Here is a 22,454-nt window from a genome sequence, read left to right on the forward strand (position 1 = left end):
TCTAATGACTACTCGCTCCTCAAACTCTTCACCGGATTGGCTAAAGCAGCTTTAATACTCTGAAAGCTTACTGTAAGCAAAGTGATTGTCATTGCACCGGCGCCGGTGATGATGAATATCCACCAGGCCATGTCAGCATGGTAATCATAGTTCTGCAGCCAACTGTGCATAAAATACCAGGCTACCGGCGAGGCGATCACCAGCGCGATCAGTACCAGTATTACAAAATCTTTTGATAATAATTGCCACAGATTGAATACAGAGGCACCCAGCACTTTTCGCACGCCAATCTCTTTAATGCGCTGCTCGGCCATAAACGAGGCCATGCCAAATAATCCGAGGCAGCTGATGAAAATGGCAAGACCTGCAAAGGAAGTGGCCAATGTACCTATACGCTCCTCGTTGTCAAATTTTTTGGCATAATCCTGATCCACAAAATGGTACTCAAATGGTTGTGCAGGGTTATAGGTCTTGAACACGCTGCCTATCTTATCCATCGCTTCGCTTGTACCCATTTTTGGATTTATTTTTATCAGCACATTACTGCTGGCATCCTTTGAAAGAAAATAAACCGTGGGCCTCACTTGCCCATAGGGCGAGTCAATAATCATGTCTTTAGCAACGCCGATTATTTTAAATAGATTTCCGTAATATTCAATACTCGAATTGAGTGGATCTTTTAATCCCATAAAATGCACGGCTGCCTCGTTAAGGATCACTGCTGCAGAGTCGGAAAGGAAAGATCTCGAAAAGTCGCGGCCTTCAGCAAACTGCCAGCCTATGGTCTTCCCATATTCGTATGAAACATTATTCTGCGGAAAATCCACACTCAGATTAGGGTCTTTACCTTCCCATTCAACCGCGCTTGTACTACCTGCATTGTATATTGGAGGGGCTCCTGCCTCGGCAATTTCAGATATCGCTCCGGTATTGAGCAGGCTCATTTTGACTGCCTCAAAATGTTTATGAATATCATTGGTTACCATTGGCATGTAAACCAATCTATCGCGACTGTAACCAACGGGACGGTTTTTAGCGAATTGTATCTGGCGGAAAACGACAATGGTACCGATAATAAGTATAACAGATACCGTAAACTGCAATACAACCAGTGCTTTGCGTGGAATAGCAGCAAAACGGCCGACTCTGAAAGATCCTTTTAAAACCTTTATCGGCTTGAATGAAGACAGATAGAATGCCGGATAACTCCCTGTAATGAGTCCGGTGATCAGGCTGAAGCCTACTACCATTACCCAGAAGGATAAATTGCTCCAGGGAATAGACATTTGTTTCCCTGCGACCTGGTTAAAAAATGAAAGGCTAAGCTGCACCAGTAATAGTGAGACTGCAAGGGCAAAGAACACGCATAGCAACGATTCGCAAAAAAATTGGTAAATAAGCTGGGCACGCAACGAGCCGATAGCTTTGCGTATACCTACTTCGCGGGCACGCTTTTCTGAACGTGCAGTGCTCAGGTTCATGAAATTGATACACGCAAGCAGCAGAACAAATACACCTATTATCCCAAACAACCAAACATACTGGATGCTACCACCCGTATTGATGCCGTTTTTAAACTCGCCATACAAATGCCATTTACTCATAGGGTGGAGAAAAAGCGCCGGTTTCTTTTTGGCCAGGAATGCATTTACATGACGAAGCTTTTCATCCTTTATTTTTAGTGAAACAGTCGCCAGGTCGGCGTTGTCGGCCAACTGCCCATACAACGTCACAAAATTTGGACGCCAGGGCTCTTTCATTTCGTTTAATTTATTATCTGCTGCGAAGCGATCCCACGCCCCTATAAACGCCATGTCTGCCAGACTGGAATTTTTAGGCAGGTCTTCGTAAACCCCTGCTACTTTTAAACTTACCTGGTTGTCCATTTTCAGCATTTTGTCAAGTGGGTCTGAATTGCCGAAAAAAGCTTTTGCAGCTGAGGCAGAAAGCAATAAGGAGGAGGGATCCATTAAGGCATCCCGATTTCCCTGAAGCATTTTCAGCGAAAACATTTCCGGGCCCTGGGGTTCCATAAAATTCCCGCTTTGGGTTAGTTTTTTATCTCCCAATGCCAGAATATGTTTATCCACTCCGGTGGACATGACGACGGCTTTAAAGTCACTGCCATAGTTTTTGCGCAACTCTGCCGCAAGCGGATAAGGTACCTGGAGCCATGTTTGCACCTGCCCGTTGTTGGTTACATTCTGGACGACCTGGGTAATGCGGTTATAGTTTCTGTGGTATTTATCGAATGATAATTCATCCCATATCCACAAACCGATCAGCATAACAACCGCCATGCCAACAGCAAGCCCGCCGATGTTGATCAAAGAGGAAGCCCTATTCTTAATAAGATTCCGCCAGGCAACTTTTAAATAGTTCTTTATCATAACTTGGTTTATTAGTCATTTGTCATTAGTCATTTTTTGTCCATAGCCGATAGACTATAGTAAAATTGTTATGGGCTATCGACCATGGTCTATGGACTTTATTCACTACGCAAGCTACGCACCGGGTTCGCCATCGCGGTTTTTAAACTCTGATAACTTACCGTAAGCACGGTTATCAGTAATGCCCCTGCAGCGGTTATAACATAAGTCCACCACTCCATAGCTGTCCGATAGGTATAGTTCTCCAGCCATTTATGCATAAAATAATAAGCTATCGGCGAAGCGATCAGCAAAGAAATACCTACCAGGCCCACGAAATCTTTGGAAAGCAAACGCCACAGGTTGAATACCGAGGCGCCTAATACTTTACGCACGCCGATTTCCTTGATCCGCTGCTCGGCCATAAATGCAGCCATTCCAAACAGTCCCAGGCAACTGATAAAAATAGCCAGCACAGAAAAGACGGTAGCCAGATCGCCGACGCGTTTCTCATCTGAGAACTTTTTGGCATACTCTTCATCTACAAACTTATAGCTGAATGGGCTGCCGGGATTATGTTCCTTAAATACAGGTTCTATCTTCTTTAATGCATCCTGCATTGGCATGGCAGGATTGATCCGGATAGTGATTTTGTTCACCCAGTCGGGCTGCATGTGAAACACAGTGGCCACCATTTGCTTATAAGGCGATTCCATTATCATATCTTTTACTACCCCGGTAATTACACGGGTTTTGCCTAACCATGTCATGGTTTTGCCAATAGGATCTTTTATCCCGCTAAGCTTAACAGCCGATTCATTCAAAATAAGTGCGCCGGTATCGGCAGGGTTATTTCTTAAAAAATCGCGGCCCGCAATGATTTTCCAACCTACCGTGTTACCAAAATCAGCGGTGACCGCGATGGTGCCAAATGTCGGATCGAAGCCAGGTGCTTTACTTATCCAGTTAAAGCCCGAATTATTAGACCATATTTGTGTCGCAGCACTATTTGATTCGGCCATATCTTTTACCGCACCGGTTTTTATCAAGTCATTTCTCAATATATCATAATGACGATAGATCTCAGGCGTATTCATGTCCACCGTAATTAAACCCTCCCGGGTATACCCGACAGGACGGTTTTGGGCAAACTGGATCTGCCTAAAGACGATAATCGTTCCGATAATTAGAACTATTGATACTGTAAACTGAACCACGACCAATATCTTGCGCGGAAGAGCAGCTAACCGGCCAACCCTGAAAGTGCCTTTTAAAACTTTAATAGGTTGGAAAGACGATAGATACAACGCCGGGTAACTGCCGGCAACAAGTCCGGTAAAAAAGGTAAAGGCTAAGGCAAACAGCCAAAATATGGGACTTGCCCATGGCATTGCCACTTCCTTATCAGCAACATGATTAAAGTAGGGTATAGCCGGTGATACAAGTAAAATAGTCAGTAAAAAAGATAGGAAAGCAACCAGGATTGATTCGCTCATAAACTGCCGGATGAGTTGCCCCCTAGCCGAACCAATAGCCTTACGGATACCTACCTCTTTTGCTCTTTTCTCACTGCGGGCTGTGCTTAGGTTCATGAAATTGATGCAGGCCAGCAGCAATACAAATATGCCTATAATGCCAAATAGCCATACCATCTGGATACGGCCTCCGACCGATTTGCCATTCTGGAACTCGCCATATAAATGCCATTTGGACATTGGAAATACCTGCATGGTTTCGTCATTGATTTTAAAATAAGGCTTGGTAATGTTCCTGATCTTGTTAGATATTTTATCAAAGCTGATGTTGTTATTCAATTGCACATATATATGGCAACCATGATTACTCCAGGCGGTTGTTTGAGTATTCCACCAGTTTGCGTTATTGCTCCATGGCATCAAGAACAAAATCCCATTGAAGGAAGTGTTATGCGGCAGGTCCTGGTAAACACCGGCTACCTTCATTGTCGTATTATTATCGATACGTACTACCTGGTTTATGGGATCAGCATTCCCAAATAATGATTTGGCAATTGATGCCGATAGCAACATAGAGGTTGGGTCTTTAAAAGTCTGGTAAGTACCTTTTATCATTACGAGCGATAGGATCGCGGGCAGATCAGGCTCGGCCGACATCCCGTTCTGGGATATTTTTTTATCTCCTACGGCAAGGATGTGCGTGCTTTCCCAGGTTAAGGCAACACGTTTTAAATCGCTTGAGTATTTAGTACGCAGCTCGTTACTAAGGGGTACAACTGTTGATGGAAATGTTTCTGTTTGGCCATTAGCGGTTTGCGTAGTCATGAGTTGCCCAACACTTTCATAATTGCTATGGTATTTGTCATACGACAACTCATCCCATATCCACAAACCTATCAGCATGGCTACGGTCATACCAATAGCCAGTCCGGTAATATTAATAAATGAATGCGCCTTATTTTTAATAAGGTTCCTCCACGCTATTTTAAAATAATTCTTTATCATGCTTATGAAATCCTAATTTCTAAATCCTAAACCCTATTGACTATTCACTACGTAAACTACGTACCGGGTTCGCCATCGCGGCTTTTAAACTCTGGTAACTTACCGTAAGCACGGTTATCAGTAATGCTCCTGCGGCGGTTATACCAAAAATCCACCAGCCCATGCTTGTACGATAGGTGTAGCCCTCCAGCCATTTATGCATAAAATAATAAGCTAACGGTGAAGCGATGAACAGGGAAATAACCACCAGACCTACAAAGTCTTTTGATAGCAATCTCCAAAGATTAAATACAGATGCACCGAGTACTTTTCGAACGCCGATCTCTTTTACACGCTGCTCGGCCATGAAAGATGCCATACCGAACAAACCCAGGCAGCTGATGAAAATGGCAAGCCCTGCAAACGAACTGGCCAATTTGCCTACCCGTTCTTCGGTATCGAACTTTTTGGCGTAATCGTCGTCAGCAAAACTATACTCGAATGGGGTAGAGGGATCGTATTTTTTGAATATGGCGCCGATCTTGTCGATAGCCTCATGTGCGCTTGTATTGGGACTGAGCCTGATATCAACATTATTCAAGTCCTTACGCAACCAATAGAAAGTTTGCTGCACAGGTTGATAAGCCGATTCGCTCACTATATCTTTTACAACGCCGATGATCTTATAATTGCCATTGCCAATCCAGGTAATAGTTTGGCCAATGGGGTTTTTGAATCCCAGGTATTTTACACAGGCTTCATTGATAACAAAGCCCGAGGAATCGCTTTTAAGCGATGGATCAAAGTCGCGTCCTTCTTTTATTTGCCATTTAGCAGTTTTGCCAAATTCAGCAGAAATGCCCAAACTCTTGAAATTTTCCTGTAGGGCTGGGTCTTTACCCTGCCATGTAAAGCCACCATTAGAAGAGTTACCATCTGTTATACGCGTCTGTGATTGTGAAACAGAGGCAGCTACGCCGCTAGTTAATAGATCGTTCTTTATTGCATCATATTTTTTTGCAATATAATCGGTTTGCAGCGGCACGATCATCAAACCGCTGACATTAAAACCAATTGGGCGGTTTTTAGCATACTGCACCTGGTTGAAAACGACGATGGTGCCGATAATCAACACAATGGAAACTGTAAATTGCACAACTACCAAAACTTTGCGCGGCACCGAAGCCAGGCGACCCGCCCGGAATGTGCCCTTCAATACTTTTACCGGGTTGAAGGATGACAGGTACAACGCCGGATAACTGCCGGCTATAAGCCCTGTGAATAACGTGAAACCTATACCAGCCAGCCAGAATAATGAGCTGCCCCATGGCATCAAGGTTTTTTTACCGGCTACTTCATTAAAGAATGGCAGGGATAATTGCACAAATAATATGGCGAACAAGAATGAAAAAAATGCTATCACCAACGATTCGCAATAGAATTGTGCAATCAGCTGGCTGCGAACCGAGCCTACTGATTTGCGTATGCCCACTTCTTTGGCGCGTTTTTCGGAACGAGCTGTACTCAGGTTCATGAAATTAATACAGGCCAGCAGCAGCACAAATACGCCTATTACCCCAAACAGCCACACATACTGGATATCTCCACCTGTGTTTGCCCCGTTTTTAAAATCTCCATACAGGTGCCAATTATTCATAGGATGGAGGAAGATGACGGGTTTAAACCTTGCGTCGCTGTTATGGGTGCGCTGAAGATCCTTCATCTTGATGTCTTTTATCTTGTACGACACCTTGTTCATATCAGCATTGTCGGCTATCTGAACAAGAGTCTGGAACCAGCTCGCACCCCAGGGGTTGCCAAAACGGGTATCATAATGCTGATCTTTTACCAGTAATTGCCAGGGGGAAATAAAGGTCAGGTCGCCGAAAGATGAGTTTTCAGGAAGATCTTCGTAAACTCCTGTTACTTTAACCGTCAGTACGTCATCATGGTCTATCTTGATGATTTTATTCATCGGGTCAGCATCGCCAAATACAGCTTTGACTGCCGACTGGGAAAGCAGTATCGAATTGGGATCATTCAGCCCATTACGACTGCCTTTGATCATTTTAAGCGACAACATATCTGTAATGCCCGGCTCCATAAAATTGCCGCTTACTTTCAGGTTTTTATCGCCAATGGAAAAGATATGCCCCCCGGTCCAGGAAGACATGATCACATGTTTAAAATCGGCGCCGTATTCCGCGCGAAGCATTGGGCCCAGGGGATAGGCTTGACTGTTCCACGTATCGGTTTCATTGTTTATCCACTGGTTTTGCATCACCTGCGCAATGTGGTCGTGGTTGGGGATGTTTTTATCAAATGATAGTTCGCTGTATATCCACAGTCCGATCAGCATAGCTACAGCCATACCCACAGCCAGCCCGCCGATATTGATCACTGACGACGCCTTGTTTTTAAGGAGATTTCTCCAGGCTATCTTTAAATAGTTTTTTATCATGGCAAAAACTTTAATTTCTAAATCCTAAACTCTAATGACCAATGACTATTCACTCCGCAAGCTCTTCACAGGGTTAGCTGTAGCTGCTTTTATACTTTGATAGCTAACGGTAAGTAAAGTGATGATTAATGCACCAAAACATGTTACCCCAAATACCCACCAGGATATATCCGTACGGTAGTGATAATTCATCAGCCATTTATGCATAAGATAGTAAGCTATTGGTGAGGCAATTAGCTGCGACAGAATAACCAGTTGCACGAAGTCTTTAGATAAAAGAGCCCAAAGATTGGTAACCGTTGCACCTAATACCTTGCGGACCCCTATTTCTTTAAAGCGTTGCTCAGCCACGAAAGATGCTAAACCAAACAAACCAAGACATGAAATTAAAATGGCAAGGCTGGCAAACACGCCGGCAAGTTTTCCAATACGCTCTTCGGCAGCGAATTTGGCTGCATATTCCTCATCGGCAAATTTGTATTCAAACGGTGCCGATGGGATGATCCTTTTAAACGCCGCCTCGATTTTTGGCAAGGCTTCACCGGCACTAACACTTGGGTTGATCTTGACATTGATCTGGCTGGTACCTACATGCCCTTTTATCATAAAAACAGTCGGGTAGGTATCGTCGTAAGGCGACTCCATGATCATGTCCTTCACCACGCCTATTATTTTGTAATATTTCATAGGCTGATTCTGGAATTTCCAGCTTACATCTTCGCCTACCGGGTTTTTCAGTCCCATGTATTTTGCAGCCGCTTTGTTAATGACCATGCCATTTGAGTCGGTAGTAAACGCTCTTGAAAAATCGCGTCCGCTTACGAATTGCCAACCCACAGTTTTGCCGTACTCAAAAGTTACGGGAAGCGTACCAAACTGGTCCTGCATATTCGGATTTTTACCTTGCCAATTAAACCCCCCGTTTCCGGAGGCGATTTCAGTCACTTTACCAAAGGATTCCGACATTTCGGATACCACCCCCGTGTTTTTCAGTTCGGACCTTAGGATGTCATATTTCCCGTCAAAATCGCTACTTTTTTTCTCTATCATAATGAGCCCCTCACGGGTGTATCCCACGGGCCGGTCCTTGGCAATCTGTATTTGTTTGTAAACAACGATGGTGCAGATAATTAAGGCCACCGAAATAGTAAACTGTGTTACCACCAAAACCTTACGTGGTATGGACGCAAACCGGCCGGCTTTGAAGGTGCCCTTTAACACTTTAACCGGTTTGAATGATGACAAGTAAAGCGCAGGGTAACTTCCGGCAATAATGCTTGTGATGAAAATAAACCCGATGCTGGTTAGCCAGAAATCGATGCTTTGATAAGGCATGCTTACTTGTTTTCCGGCAAGGTTATTAAACCATGGCATAGTAAGAGTGACGATAACCAACGACAGGCAGAATGCAAGCACTACAATTAGGAATGATTCACTTAGAAATTGTCCTACCAATTGTCCCCGTAACGAGCCAACAGCCTTTCTGATGCCTATTTCTTTGGCGCGTTTTTCAGAACGTGCCGTGCTTAAATTCATGAAGTTAATGCAGGCCAATAACAGCACAAAGCTTCCGATAATACTGATGAGCCATACCATTTGCAGCGGCCCGTTATCTGGTTGACCGCGTTGATAATTATGCAGGTGCCATTCGCGCATCGGCATTACAAACACCTGTGGATTTAGCTTTGCTTGTTCTTTAAGGTTACCCAGGTTCTTTAATTCAGCATTCTTAATATTATGCGATACCTGTTCAAAACTGGTGTTTGGGGCGATCTGTGCATAAATCTTCAAAAAATGGTTTTGCCAGTCAGTCATCGCACTTTGCTTGATCCATGGATTATCGGCGAACCATAAATCAATGGGAGAAAGGAATTTGAGGTCTTTAAACTGAGTATTTGGTGGAAGGTCCTCATAAACTCCTGTAACTTTTACATTAAACTTATTGTTTATCTTCATTACCTGGTTCACGGGGTTCATATCACCAAAAAACGCTTTGGCAGTTGATTGTGAAAGCATAATGGAGTAGGGGTCTTTCAAACCCGACCACGAACCGTAGATCATTTTCAAAGTCAGCATTTCAGGCCCGTCAGCATCCATAAATAAGCCTGTCCGCGATAGCTTTTTATCGCCCGCCGATAGTATATTGTCGACATCCCAGGAGGCCATGACGATGTGCTTGAAGTTTTCCCGGTAATTTGTTTTTAGCTCCGTATATAAGGGAAACTGCACAGATGAGTTTACTCCCGACTGTTTGGTCCGTGGATCGATCAGGTGGGTTCTTACCTGTCCGATAGTATCATAGTTCTTATGATACGTATTGAACGACAATTCGTCCCATACCCATAAGCCGATCAGCATCGCAACGGACATGCCCACGGCCAGTCCACCTATATTAATAACGGAAGTAACCCTATTCTTAATAAGGTTCCGCCACGCAACTTTCAGATAGTTTTTTATCATGATTTTAAAACGCTAAATCCTAATTTCTAAACCTTAAAATCAACTACTGGTCTCTGATTAACTGATCACTCGCTTCTCAAACTCTTCACTGGGTTGGTCAGCGCTGCTTTTATGCTCTGATAGCTTACTGTTAACAGGGTGATAATCAGTGACCCGAAACACGTTCCTGCAAATACCCACCAGGACAATGCTGTATGATAAGTATAGTGCCGCAGCCAGTTATTCATAAAGTTGTATGCAACAGGCATGGCTATCAGTAATGCTATAATTACCAACACCACAAATTCTTTCGACATCAATCTCCATAATCCGAAAACTGATGCACCTAGTACTTTCCGCACACCGATTTCTTTTACTCTCTGCTCGGCCATGTAGGATGCCATTCCAAACATGCCAATGCAACTGATAAAAATGGCCAGAAGTGAGAATGAATTTGCCAATTTGCCTACGCGTTCCTCGCTTGCAAATTTTCGGGCATAATCATCATCGGCAAACTTGTATGAAAATGGCACAGATGGCGAATAGATCTTACATATTGCAGCGATCTTGCTCAAAGATTCGTGCGCGCCTGTCTGCGGATTGATGCGAATGATTATGTTGTCCAGCGCACCGCGCCCAATACGAAATATGGTTTGTTTTACCGGCTCATACGGCGATTCCATCACCATGTCTTTTACTACACCGATCACGGTCAGATCTTTTTTGCCTATATGGACTATTTCGCCCACCGGATTTTTAAGGTTCATGTATTTTACAGCAGCCTGATTCAGTACAATAGCCGATGAATCACCTATAAAACTGCTGTTAAAGTCGCGCCCGTCAGTAAATTGCCAACCAACTGTTTTTCCATATCCCGAGGTAACACTGATATTTCCAAAAAAAGAACTCATCGATGGATCTTTTTGCTTCCAGGTCACGTCGCCACGATTGTTGTAAACGCCGGTTGTAGGGCTTGTCGCTTCCGCTATATCTACTGCGGCGCCCGAACTGATAAGGTCAGAACGTAACGCTGCGAAATGTTTATGCAGATCATCGCTGGTCACCTCAATATTGATTAAACCCGCCCTTGAATATCCGATAGGGCGGCTTTTTGCAAATTGTACCTGCTTGAAGACGATGATGGTGCCAATGATGAGAATGATGGAAACGGTAAACTGGATAACAACCAATACTTTTCTTGGTATCGAGGCAAATCGTCCGGCCTTAAAGCCCCCCTTCAAAACACTAACCGGGTTGAAAGACGACAGGTACAACGCGGGATAACTGCCCGCGATTATTCCTGTTATAAATGTAAAACATATGCTTGCCGTCCAAAAAAGAGGGTTGCCCCACAGGATGGTTATCTGTTTGTTGGCAACATTATTAAACCAGGGCAACGATATGCAAACCAATATCAATGAAAGTGCAAAAGATGAGAACGTGATCAAAAATGATTCACAAAAGAATTGGCCAATCAATTGTTTCCTTACCGAACCTATAGCCTTACGTATGCCTACCTCTTTAGCCCTTCGCTCACTACGGGCGGTACTCAGATTCATGAAATTGATGCAAGCCAGTAGCAGCACAAATGTGCCGATAATACCGAACAACCATACATATTGTATCGCGCCGCCTGAGTTTACCCCGTTCTTAAATTCAGAATACAAGTGCCATTTGCTCATTGGCTGCAGAAAGGCAAGCGGATTAAATTTGAGGTCCTCCTTATCTATTTTGCTGAGCTTGATATCTCTTATTTTAGCAGATACTTTAGCCATATCGGCATTGTGGGCTATCTGCACATATACAAACAACGAGTTGTCGCCCCAATCGGTAGGCGATCTTCTATTATCCGGCTGATTTATATAATATTCCCATGGGCCTATAAAGGCGACATCATGCAAAGTTGTATTGGCCGGCAAATCTTCATAAACTCCTGAAACTTTAAAAACATCTTTATTATCCAGTTTTATGACCTTATTTACAGGGTCTGTATCGCCAAACAAAGCTTTGGCTACTGATTGGGATATCAATATAGATGAGCGGTCCTTTAGTCCTTTGCCATTACCTCCAAGTATGTTCAGGGAGAATATTTCAGGGGCCTCTTCACCCATAAAATTTCCTGAGAAGGAGATGTTTTTATCACCTACATTGAAAATATGATTATTTGTCCACGAAGACAACGAAATATGCTTAAAATCGCTTCCATAGCTCTTACGCAGCTCAGCCTCAAACGGTAGTGAAACGGCTGATCCCGTATTCACCATACCGTTAAAAGTCTCGTTCTGCATTACCTGGGCGATGCGGTCGTAATTCTTGTGGTACTTATCGAAGGAAAGCTCATCCCATATCCATAAACCGATGAGGATGGCTACCGCCATGCCTACAGCCAGTCCACCAATATTGATCAGAGACATAGCCTTATTCTTAATAAGGTTCCGCCAGGCAACTTTCAGATAGTTTTTTATCATGATTTTAAAACGCTAAATCCTAATTTCTAAACTCTAAATCCAATCTCTGGTTAACCGGTCACTGATTAACTAGTCACTCAGAGCGTAAGCTGCGTACCGGGTTCTCTAAAGCAGCTTTAACCGTCCGAAACCCTGATGTAACCAGTGCGGTAAGCAGCATACCGCCCCCGCTTAGCGCAAATACCCACCAGCTTATTTTGGTGTGATCAGCAAAGTTTTGCATCCATTTGTTCATAGCCCACCACGCTACCGGACTTATGATCACGAACGCCAGCACCGTAAGCCAGGCCATCTCTGTAGATAGCAGCACAACGATTTGCGCTATAGATGCACCCAATATTTTGCGTACGCCAATCTCCTTGGTGCGCTGAGTGGTGGTATAAATGGTTAAGCCAAGCAAACCAAGGCAGCTGATCAGTATGGATAATCCGGTCGCCCAATTCAATAATGACACCGTATTTTGTTCGTTGGCGTAGAGCCTAGCAATGCTTTCATCAAAAAATTGGTATTCGAAATCGTCTTCAGGATAGATCTGTTTCCAGGCTTTTTCCATTGATGAAATGGCTGTTTTCCAATCGTCGCCGTCGCCTGTTTGTGGCTTCAATGCGATGTGAAAAGTGCCATTAAAATAGTAATTGGTACTGGTAAGTATAGCCAGCGGCGTAATAGCGGCATGTATCGATTCCTGGTTAAAGTCAGACACTACGCCCACGATCTGCATATCTCTGTCGCCATTAAAATTGCTGATCACCTTGCCCACAGCATCTTGAGGATTATTGAAGCCAATTTGTTTTGCCAGGGTGTTATTGATCAGAAATGCTTTCGAGGTATCACCGGCCATCAGGTTCCTTCCTGCCAATAATTTGATATGATAAACCTTGATGTAATTTTCGTCACCAAACTTTAAACCCAGGTTTTCCATCTTGATCTCTTTTTTCCCGTCTTTATAGGCGCCTTCAGTGCTATGCGAGTCGTCAGATGTAGGTGCATCACGGCCCATACTTATCATATCTACCTGCGGAATAGCCCTGAACTTATTGAGAAGCACCTGGTTTAAACGCTCCTGCCTGTTTTTCCAGGGCGAATTGATGATCAGGATGGCATCTTTTTTGAAACCCAGATCTTTATGCAGCGCATAATAGATCTGCTTGCTTACCAGGATTGTTGCCATAATGAAGAATTGGGCTATGGCAAACTGTGCTACAGTGAGCAATTTACGCAGTAGCGCCCTGCGTGTTTCCTGGCCTTTGCCGGCTTGATTTTTCAGTACCGATATCGGTTTGTATCCCGAAAGAACCATTGCCGGGTAAAACCCTGATAAAAGGCCGACTATGATGGTCAGCAAAATAAGAAATAGGATAATGTTCGGTTGGGCTATGGGGCTGGTTTGAACACCCGATGGAATAAACGAAGCAAAAAATTTGAGAATGACAGGTGCCATCGCTACCGAAATAATGACGGCGATAATGGTCAATAAAAATGTCTCGCTAATAAATTGAAACAGGAGCTGTTTGCGGCTGCTGCCCATTGTTTTGCGTATGCCGATCTCTTTGGCCCGTTGCGCTGATTGCGCCGTAGTAAGGTTAATAAAATTGATACAGCCCAGCAATAAAAGGAACAGAGCGATACCCGAGAGTTCCAGTAATGTGGTTTTATCTGCCATCCGGCCATTAAAAGTTCCGTAGTTAGGGTTAAAATGAATATCGGCCAGCGATTGCAGCGCAAATTCTTCCGTTACTCCCGGCCTTGATTTATAGTTCTTTTTCTGTATATCGTTTATCTGTTTCTCAATACGGGCCGCGGTCGCCCGTGGCGCTAACTTGACAAAAAATTGATATTCAGGACTGGTGCCCCCCCAGTTATGCAAGCGTAATTGATTTTTTAATGATGGATTTGAAAAAGCCGTCGGGAATGAAATAAAATCATGAAAAACGAAATCGGTATTTTGTTTGATCGTCTGAACAATGCCGCTTACAGTAACTCTCAAACTATCGTACATCACGGCGCGTCCAAGTATTTGCTCAAAGCCTACACCCGGGAAGTATTTTTTAGCCTGATCAGAAGTAAGTACTACCTGGTATGGTGCGCTCAACGCGGATTGAGCCGAACCCGCGAGCCATTTATAATCGAAGAGTTTAAAGTAATCGCCGTCGGCTATTATTACGTTGTCTTGTATTTTGAAACGCGTTGATGTTTTGCTGCCATTTGGTATAATCACATTCGGTTGCGATAACCTGAAAATAGGAGCGGCTTGCTCCAACCCGGTAACCTCGTTCTTAACGGCCCATGGCAGCGGTCCGCAAATGCCTGGGTTATAGCCCGGTGAGCCCGAAAATGAAAAGTTGGTTACCACACGATAAATACGATCACCATCCTTGTGAAATTTATCAAAAGTGAGGTCATAATGCACCAGCAGGTAAATAACCAATGCTGCACTGATACCTATCGATAAACCGGTAACATTGATAAGCGTAAAGAGCTTGTGCCGCCAGAAGTTCCTGAATGCTACTTTGAAATAGTTTTTTATCATTGGCTTTAGTTCATTAGTTCAATCTTTTTGTACAGTCGATAATCCTTAGTTTAGTCAGCTTGGCTATGGATTATCGCCCATGATCCCACCGACTTATTACTTACTCTGACCGTAAACTCTTTACCGGGTTGGCCAGAGCCGCCTTAATCGCCTGAGAGCTTATGGTAACCAGCGCAATGATGATAGCCCCTGCTCCTGCCAGGACAAACACCCACCATTCAACCGCAATTCGGTAAGTATAATTTTGCAGCCAGTGGGTCATTGCCCACCAGGCTACCGGCGAAGCAACGATTATGGATATCAGCACCAGCTTGATAAAGTCGGCAGATAATAAGGCCGCTATATTGCTCACACTCGCACCAAGCACTTTACGTACCCCAATTTCTTTTACACGGTTCTCTGCCATATATGCCGCAAGCCCGAACAGGCCAAGGCATGAAATAAAGATGGTCAGTCCGGCAAATAGGGCCGAAAGAGTACCATCTTGTTGCTCTTCCTTAAACTTGCGGGCATACATATCATCGGCGAAGTAGTACTCAAATGGGTATTGCGAATTGTATTGTTTAAATACGCTTTCGGCTTTGGCCAGATCAACGCCTGTAGTATTGGCGGGATTCAGCCTGAAGTGAACAACAGGATATCCTGTTGCAAGACTTTGCACTACCATTGGTTTAATTTCGTCGTAAGGCGATTCAATAATAAAATCCTTCAGCACACCTACCACGTGGCACATTACCCCCTGTTGATTTTTTATCAGTTTCCCAACTGGATTCTGCAGGCGCATAGTTTTTACTGCAGCCTCGTTCAGTAGTACAGCGGTACTGTCAGTGCGGTAACTATTCATATCAATGTCGCGCCCCTGCAATATTTTGGCGCCGGTTGTTTTTGCAAAATCTGCATCGGCCTGGAATAGCAAAAAGTTTGTCTGTTTATCGGCATCTGTGCTGCCGGGCCATGATAAGCTATTGGTTGTCCCCCAAACGCGCGTTATAGGCGAAAATGTCTTAGTTACAGAAATCGCAGCGCCCGAGCTAAGCAGGCCATTCTTTATCACATTATAGTTTTTGATCACATCGCCCTGCGAAAAGATATATACCAGGCCACCTCTGTTGTAACCCCTATCCCTGTTGCGCGCATAGTGTAACTGGCTTTGGACGATAATAGTACAGATGATCAGAATAATTGCAAAAGTGAACTGTAGCACTACCAATATTTTACGCGGAGTGATCAATGTATTCACTTTTCTGAAAGTGCCCTTTAATACTTCTGCCGGACGGAAAGACGAAAGATAAAATGCTGGATAGCTTCCGGCGAGCAGCCCTGTAAACAGGATAAACCCTGCAGCGAAAAGCCACGAGTAGGCATTGCTGAAATTGATAAATAAGGGCACCCCGACTACATTATCAAAACTCTTCAGACTTACTTGTACGATAAATAACGCGATGCCAAAAGCTACCAGGGCGATCATTGTGCTTTCGCCGATAAACTGAAGTATAAGCGAACTCTTATGAGCGCCCACGACTTTACGGATACCTGCTTCTTTTGCACGTTTTTCGCTCCGTGCAGTACTTAAATTCATAAAGTTGATGCATGCGATAAGCAAAATGAAGATAGCAATGGTGACAAACAACTTCACTGTTTCGATGCGCCCGTCAACCAGCCGGCCATTGTCTGATTTTGAATAAAGGTGTTCGCGGTTTAAAGGTTGAACAAACACCTCCCGGGTAGAGCCATCGCCCTGGCTGATGTGAGTTTTAACTATGTTTTTTATTTTATCGTCAAAGGTTGCAAGTGATTCGCTTTTTTTAAATAAAACATAAGTAGCAGCATTGGTGAAAGCCCATGTTTGGCCACTCTCCCAACCTAGTTTTGTCATGAAGGACCATGGCAATAAGTATTGATAAGTAAATTGAGTATTACCGGGTAAGTCCTTAAGTACACCTGTCACTTTGAAATTTTCAGTACTGTCAATCCGAACCACCTTGCCCATGGCATCCTCATTCCCAAACAGCCGGGTTGCCAGAGATTTGGTAATAACTATACTATGATTATCATTTAATGCAGTTTTAGCAGAACCCTCTACCAGCGGAAAATCCAGAACAGAAAGGAATGTTGAATCGGCAAACGCACCCTCTGTGTTAAAATGCTTATCGCCAACGGTGGTCAAAAAATACACAGTCCTGAATCTTGCTGCATCTTCTACTTCAGGATAATCTTTTTTAAGGGTAGGAGCCAGCAGGGCACTTGTATTGCCCCAAACGTTTAGTTTGCCGTTATTGATATCGCGGCTATACATCAGTGCTATTTTATCGCTATTACTGTAAAAGCGATCATAACTTAACTCATTTTGTACCCATAACAGGATCAACATGGCCGCGGCCATGCCTATGGCCAGGCCGGCAATATTGATAATTGAAAATGCCTTATTGCGCCAAAGGTTGCGTATAGCGATTTTTAAGAAATTCTGTATCATTGGTCTGGTTCATTAGTTCAATTAGTCATTAGTATTTCCGCCCGGATCAACTAATCTCCGATTAGCTAATCATTCGGAGCGCAAGCTGCGTACCGGGTTCATCAACGCCGCTTTTATCGACTGGAAGCTTACTGTAATTAGTGCAATAGCGATGGCCATAAACCCGGACAATGCGAAAATCCACCAGCTTATGGGAACTTTATAAGCAAAATCCTGCAGCCATTTGGTCATGCCGTACCAGGCAATAGGCGATGCTATTGCAATGGCGATCAATACCAGCTTTACAAAATCCATAGATAAAAGGGTAGTGATGTTGGTAACTGTTGCGCCAAGTACCTTACGGACTCCAATTTCTTTGCTGCGTTGTTCGGCCATGAAAGCTGAAAGAGCGAATAATCCCAGGCATGCTATGATAATAGCCAGTACGGCGAAGCTGGTGAAGATGCTTCCGGTTTGCTGTATATCCTTGTACATGTTGGCAAATTCCTCGTCGAGGAATGTATAACGTATCGGCTGATCGGGCGAATATTTTTTCCAAACCGAGGTGATATTTGCCACCGTGTTTTTCAAATCAGCACCACCAACTTTTACTGATACAATAGAATTGCTAAGACCAAAGTTAAGTACAATAGGCTCAATATTACCCCGCATCGATTCGTAGTTGAAATCCTCGACCACACCTATGACGGTGTATTTTCCATACCCGTTAGTGATCCGTGTGCCAATAGGCTTCTTTAGATTAAGCTTTTTTGCTAAAGTTTGATTAATAATAACTGATCCCTGTGTATCTGCGGCCATCGAATAGGAGAAATTTCGGCCCTCAACCAACTTCATACCCATTGTTTTCAGATAGGTGTCATCTATTTGCCAATACTGACCGCTTACCCCAGGATCGAGTTTTGTTCTGCCCTCTATATAGAAAGTATTACCATTTCGCTTAGTGCCGTTAACGGGTAAATAATCGCTTATAGATGCATTTTTTACCGATGACAGCTTAAGTAGCTCGTTTTTAAAGCTCTTTACGTTTTTATCACCCAGCGTATTAGTGCCCTGTATAACCACAACCTGGTCCTTGTCAAAACCTACCTTTTGATGCAGAATAAATTGCGTTTGGTTGTAAATTACTAAAGTACAGATGATGAGGATAATGGAAGCGCTGAATTGAAAAACGACCAGGCTATTCCTAAGTATTGAGTTTTTGCTGCCGGTACTAATGCTGCCTTTCAATACCTGTACAGGTTTGAACCCCGAAAGATAAAACGCCGGGTATAAACCGGCAACTATACCCACAATGAATGCTGCCGCTATTAAAGAAGGCATCAGCCACCACTCATGCCAGGGCATGGATAATGATTTTGAAGCCAGTGTATTAAAGTATGGAAGGAGTATCCAGGCTAATATTATCCCGATCACAAAAGAAAGAACGCTGTAAACTATTGATTCAGCCAGGAATTGATTGACCAGGCTGCTGCGATATGAGCCTACTACCTTTCTTAAACCCACCTCTTTTGCACGATTAGCAGATTTGGCGGTCGATAGATTGACAAAATTGATACAAGCTATGACAAGAATAAAACCGGCGACGGCACCGAACAGCCAGATGAAACGAACATCCCCATGAGGTGTGTCGTCATAAATATCATATGAATACAAATTGATATCGCCGATTTTCTGCAGGTGGAGTGAAAGCTTTTGGGCTTGCTTTTCCGCATCCTTCATCCCGCCCTTCATCATCGCAGGAAGGAAATAATTCTTAATGATATCACTGGTAATTTTCTTTTCAAATTGAGCTATGTTGGTGCCGGGGCGCAACTTGATATAGTCGGGGTAGTTGCTGGCATTCCAGTTGTTTTGCTCGCCCTGGTAAAATTCAACACCTTTTAAAGTCAAAAGGAAATCAAATTTCCTTAGATGAGAGGTTTCAGGAATATTCCGCATTACGCCACCAATCGTGTAAGGCTTGGTCTTGTCATTATTCAGGTACATTACCTTGCCCACTGGATTCTCGCCCGGGAAATATTTATCCGATACCCGCTTTGATATAATCATGGTCAATGGTTCTTTCAAGGCAATCTGACGTTTACCATAGACCATTGGTAATTGCAATATATCGAGCATTTCCTGGTCGGCATAGGTAAAACCCTGCTCATACGTGTTCTGTACCTGGTCAGCGCGCCTCACTTCGTTGCTCCCGGCTTTTTCGAAAAGTGAGTTGGGCATTAACCTCCCTGATATTTCTACTTCCGAAAAGTCAGATTTCAAGGCTTTGCCCATGGGGGCGGGCCAGTCGGTACCCTTTTCTGTTTTGCCATCACTATTATAATATCCTACCACGCGGTAAATACGATCTGTATCAGGATATGATTTATCAAAACTAAGCTCGTCTTTTATATAAAGGCCAATTAGCAAACAGGCCGCAATACCCAAAGCAAAACCACCTATCTTGATGGCGGCATACATTTTTTGCTTGCGTAACTGGCGGATAGCGATTTTTAAATAATTCCTTATCATGATTATAGCTCATTTGTTCATTAGTACTGCCATGCCTAATCTCTTATCACTCGGAGCGTAAGCTACGCACCGGGTTGGCAGTGGCCGCCCTGATACTTTGATAACTTACTGTAAGCAGGGTAATAAGTATCGCCCCGGTTGCCGTCAATACAAATATCCACCACGAAATTTCCGTGTGATATTTATAATTCATTATCCATTTATTCATAAAATAATAGGCTACCGGGCTGGCGATAAACAAAGAAATAGTTACCAGTGCCACAAACTCTTTGGACATTAATCCCCAAAGGTTAACTATGGAAGCGCCGAGCACTTTGCGCACGCCAATCTCCTTGGTGCGTTGTTCGGCCATAAAAGAAGCCATACCAAAAAGGCCCATACAACTGATGAAGATGGCTAATATGGTAAAAATGCTGGCCAGTCTGCCTGTACGTTCTTCGTCGGCGAACTTTTTGGCATATTCGGTATCGGTAAACTGAAAATTGAAAGGGCTCCCGGGGTCGTATTGCTTAAAAATAGCTTCCACCTTTTTAAGCGCTTTATTGGTTTCCATATGTGGATTAAGTCTTACATTAGTGACGCTGCCTCCGTTTTTTAAAATGCTAAATACTGTTGGCATAACCGGCGAGTAGGGTGATTGCATTACCATATCACTTACCACGCCGATGATCTTATAGTTCCCGCCCCATTTGATGGTCTTGCCGATGGGGTTTTTCAGGCTCATAAACTTCACAGCCGTTTCGTTTACAATAAGTCCCGATGAGTCGCTCAAAAAATCTCTGGAAAAATCGCGCCCCTGCGTAATTTGCCAGCCAAAAGTTTTGCCAAAATCTGGCGAAACTCTAACCACAGCCATATCAGGTTGTAAGCCCGGAGGCATGCCCTCCCATGAAAAACCACTTTGATCTGACCAGACATCGGTTATTGGACTACCTGACTCGGCAATTGAAGTTATCGCGCCCGATTTCATCAGGTCATATTTTACTGCCTCGAAATGATTATGAATATCCGGCGTTTGCTGATATACCTGTATCATGCCCGCACGGTTGTAGCCAACAGGACGTTGTTTGGTATACTGAACCTGCGTAAAAACAACTATTGTACCGATGATGAGGGTGGCCGAAACGGTAAATTGCAGTACAACTAATATTTTACGCGGTAAAGAAGCTAAACGACCTGCACGAAAAGTCCCTTTAAGTACTTTGACAGGTTGAAATGACGACAGGTAAAATGCCGGGTAGCTGCCGGCAATTATACCGGTAAGTATGCTAAAAACTAACCCGATAGACCAGAATGCCGGGCTTGTCCACAAAATGGTCATTTGTTTATCAGCCACTTGGTTGAACCAGGATAATGATAGTTGCACCAGTATAAGCGCGAACAGAAAGGCGAAAGCTGACACCATTAATGACTCACTGAAGAATTGTGTGACAAGTTGCTGGCGTAGTGAGCCCAGGGTTTTGCGAATGCCTACCTCTTTAGCCCTTTTTTCGGAACGTGCAGTGCTTAGGTTCATAAAATTAATGCAGGCCAGCAGCAAAACAAATGAGCCGATAATACCAAACATCCATACAAACTCTATATTTCCCCCTACGATCACTCCATTTTTAAACTCAGAATACAAGTGCCATTTGGTCATAGGATGTAAGAAGAGAGCCGGCTTAAAACTGAGGCTGAGCTTATCATTTACGGCTGTAAGGGCGTTCAGTTTCAGATTTCTAATGCGTGCTGAGACCTGATCGATATTGGCATTGTTGTTCAATTGAGCAAATACCTGCCACGAGTTATCGCCCCATTCGGCTACGTTGTTTTTGGTCCACGGGTTGGTAGAAAGATAAAGGTCCCACGGAAGAATAAAGGCCATGTCATTGAATGAGGTATTGCGTGGCAGATCTTCATACACACCGGTAACTTTGACAACAGTTTTGTTGTCAATCTTCACAATCTGGTTCATTGGATCAGTATCGCCAAAAAGAGCTTTGGCAAGCTTTGCCGACATTACTATAGACGAAGGATCTTTTAAGCCCGCGCGTGTTCCCTTTAGCATTCTTAAAGCCAGCATATCCAGCGCCTCGGGTTGCATATAATTGCCGTTCTGGTTTAGTTTTTTGTCTTTGAAGGCAACAATATGACCCTGTGTCCATGTTGACGATACCACGTATTTAAAATCTTTGTCAGGCCCGGTATACTCCGCACGTAGTTTTGGACCCAGTGGCAACGGTTCGGAACTTTGGGTGCCACGTTCGCCGTTAAAGGTCTGATGCTGCATTACCTGCACCAGTCGGTTGTAGTTTTGGAAATATTTGTCGTAGGATAACTCGTCCCATATCCACAGTCCGATTAGCATGGCCACTGCCATACCTACCGACAAACCGGTTACATTAATAAACGTGTGTGCCTTGTTTTTGAATAAATTTCGCCAGGCGATTTTTAAGTAATTCTTTATCATGATTTTAGTTCATTAGTCATTGGTCTATTGTCATAAGCATCTTGATTTAACAACAGACCATAGTATAACAGACTATTAATTACTGTCACTAATGCAATAATATCATGCCGATATTGCAATGTATTGATAATGAGTTGTTTGAATGCTATTTAAAAGAATTGATTGTAACAAAACCGGACACTGTCCGTTCGGATACGAACCATAATGACCCGTCCGGAAATAGCTACACATTTTGGTGAGATAATCCTGCAAGAACTCCACATTGGATTTTGGTAATCCTAAAAGTGCTCGCATG

General features: G+C 43.6%; 10 protein-coding genes. All 10 read right to left on the reverse strand.

Going from position 1 to position 22,454, the window contains the following annotated elements; translation table 11 throughout:
• Positions 1-8: 8 nt before the first annotated feature.
• Positions 9-2,390, reverse strand: coding sequence for an ABC transporter permease (locus Q3A68_RS17695; RefSeq protein ID WP_302902450.1), 2,382 nt, complete (start codon positions 2,388-2,390; stop codon positions 9-11).
• 98 nt (positions 2,391-2,488) lie between these two features.
• Positions 2,489-4,849, reverse strand: a complete 2,361-nt coding sequence (locus Q3A68_RS17700; RefSeq protein WP_302902451.1) for an ABC transporter permease — start codon at positions 4,847-4,849, stop codon at positions 2,489-2,491.
• 40 nt (positions 4,850-4,889) lie between these two features.
• Entirely contained in the window at positions 4,890-7,289 is a 2,400-nt protein-coding gene (locus Q3A68_RS17705; RefSeq protein WP_302902452.1) for an ABC transporter permease, read from the reverse strand.
• Between the two features lie 45 nt (positions 7,290-7,334).
• Positions 7,335-9,749, reverse strand: a complete 2,415-nt coding sequence (locus tag Q3A68_RS17710) for an ABC transporter permease (RefSeq protein ID WP_302902453.1) — start codon at positions 9,747-9,749, stop codon at positions 7,335-7,337.
• Between the two features lie 65 nt (positions 9,750-9,814).
• A complete protein-coding gene (locus tag Q3A68_RS17715; RefSeq protein WP_302902454.1) occupies positions 9,815-12,196 on the reverse strand; it encodes an ABC transporter permease in 2,382 nt (793 codons plus the stop codon).
• Between the two features lie 73 nt (positions 12,197-12,269).
• Complete coding sequence (locus Q3A68_RS17720; protein ID WP_302902455.1) at positions 12,270-14,726, reverse strand: ABC transporter permease; 2,457 nt, start codon at positions 14,724-14,726, stop codon at positions 12,270-12,272.
• Between the two features lie 100 nt (positions 14,727-14,826).
• Positions 14,827-17,199 (reverse strand): ABC transporter permease, encoded by a 2,373-nt coding sequence (locus Q3A68_RS17725; RefSeq protein ID WP_302902456.1) that lies wholly within the window; start codon positions 17,197-17,199, stop codon positions 14,827-14,829.
• 69 nt (positions 17,200-17,268) lie between these two features.
• Positions 17,269-19,710 (reverse strand): ABC transporter permease, encoded by a 2,442-nt coding sequence (locus Q3A68_RS17730; protein ID WP_302902457.1) that lies wholly within the window; start codon positions 19,708-19,710, stop codon positions 17,269-17,271.
• A 46-nt stretch (positions 19,711-19,756) separates the two neighbouring features.
• Complete coding sequence (locus Q3A68_RS17735) at positions 19,757-22,159, reverse strand: ABC transporter permease (protein ID WP_302902458.1); 2,403 nt, start codon at positions 22,157-22,159, stop codon at positions 19,757-19,759.
• Between the two features lie 102 nt (positions 22,160-22,261).
• Positions 22,262-22,454, reverse strand: a 193-nt coding sequence (locus Q3A68_RS17740) for a hypothetical protein (RefSeq protein ID WP_302902459.1), incomplete at its 5' end; no start/stop codon positions are given.

Source organism: Mucilaginibacter tolerans (assembly GCF_030519375.1).
Taxonomy (GTDB): domain Bacteria; phylum Bacteroidota; class Bacteroidia; order Sphingobacteriales; family Sphingobacteriaceae; genus Mucilaginibacter.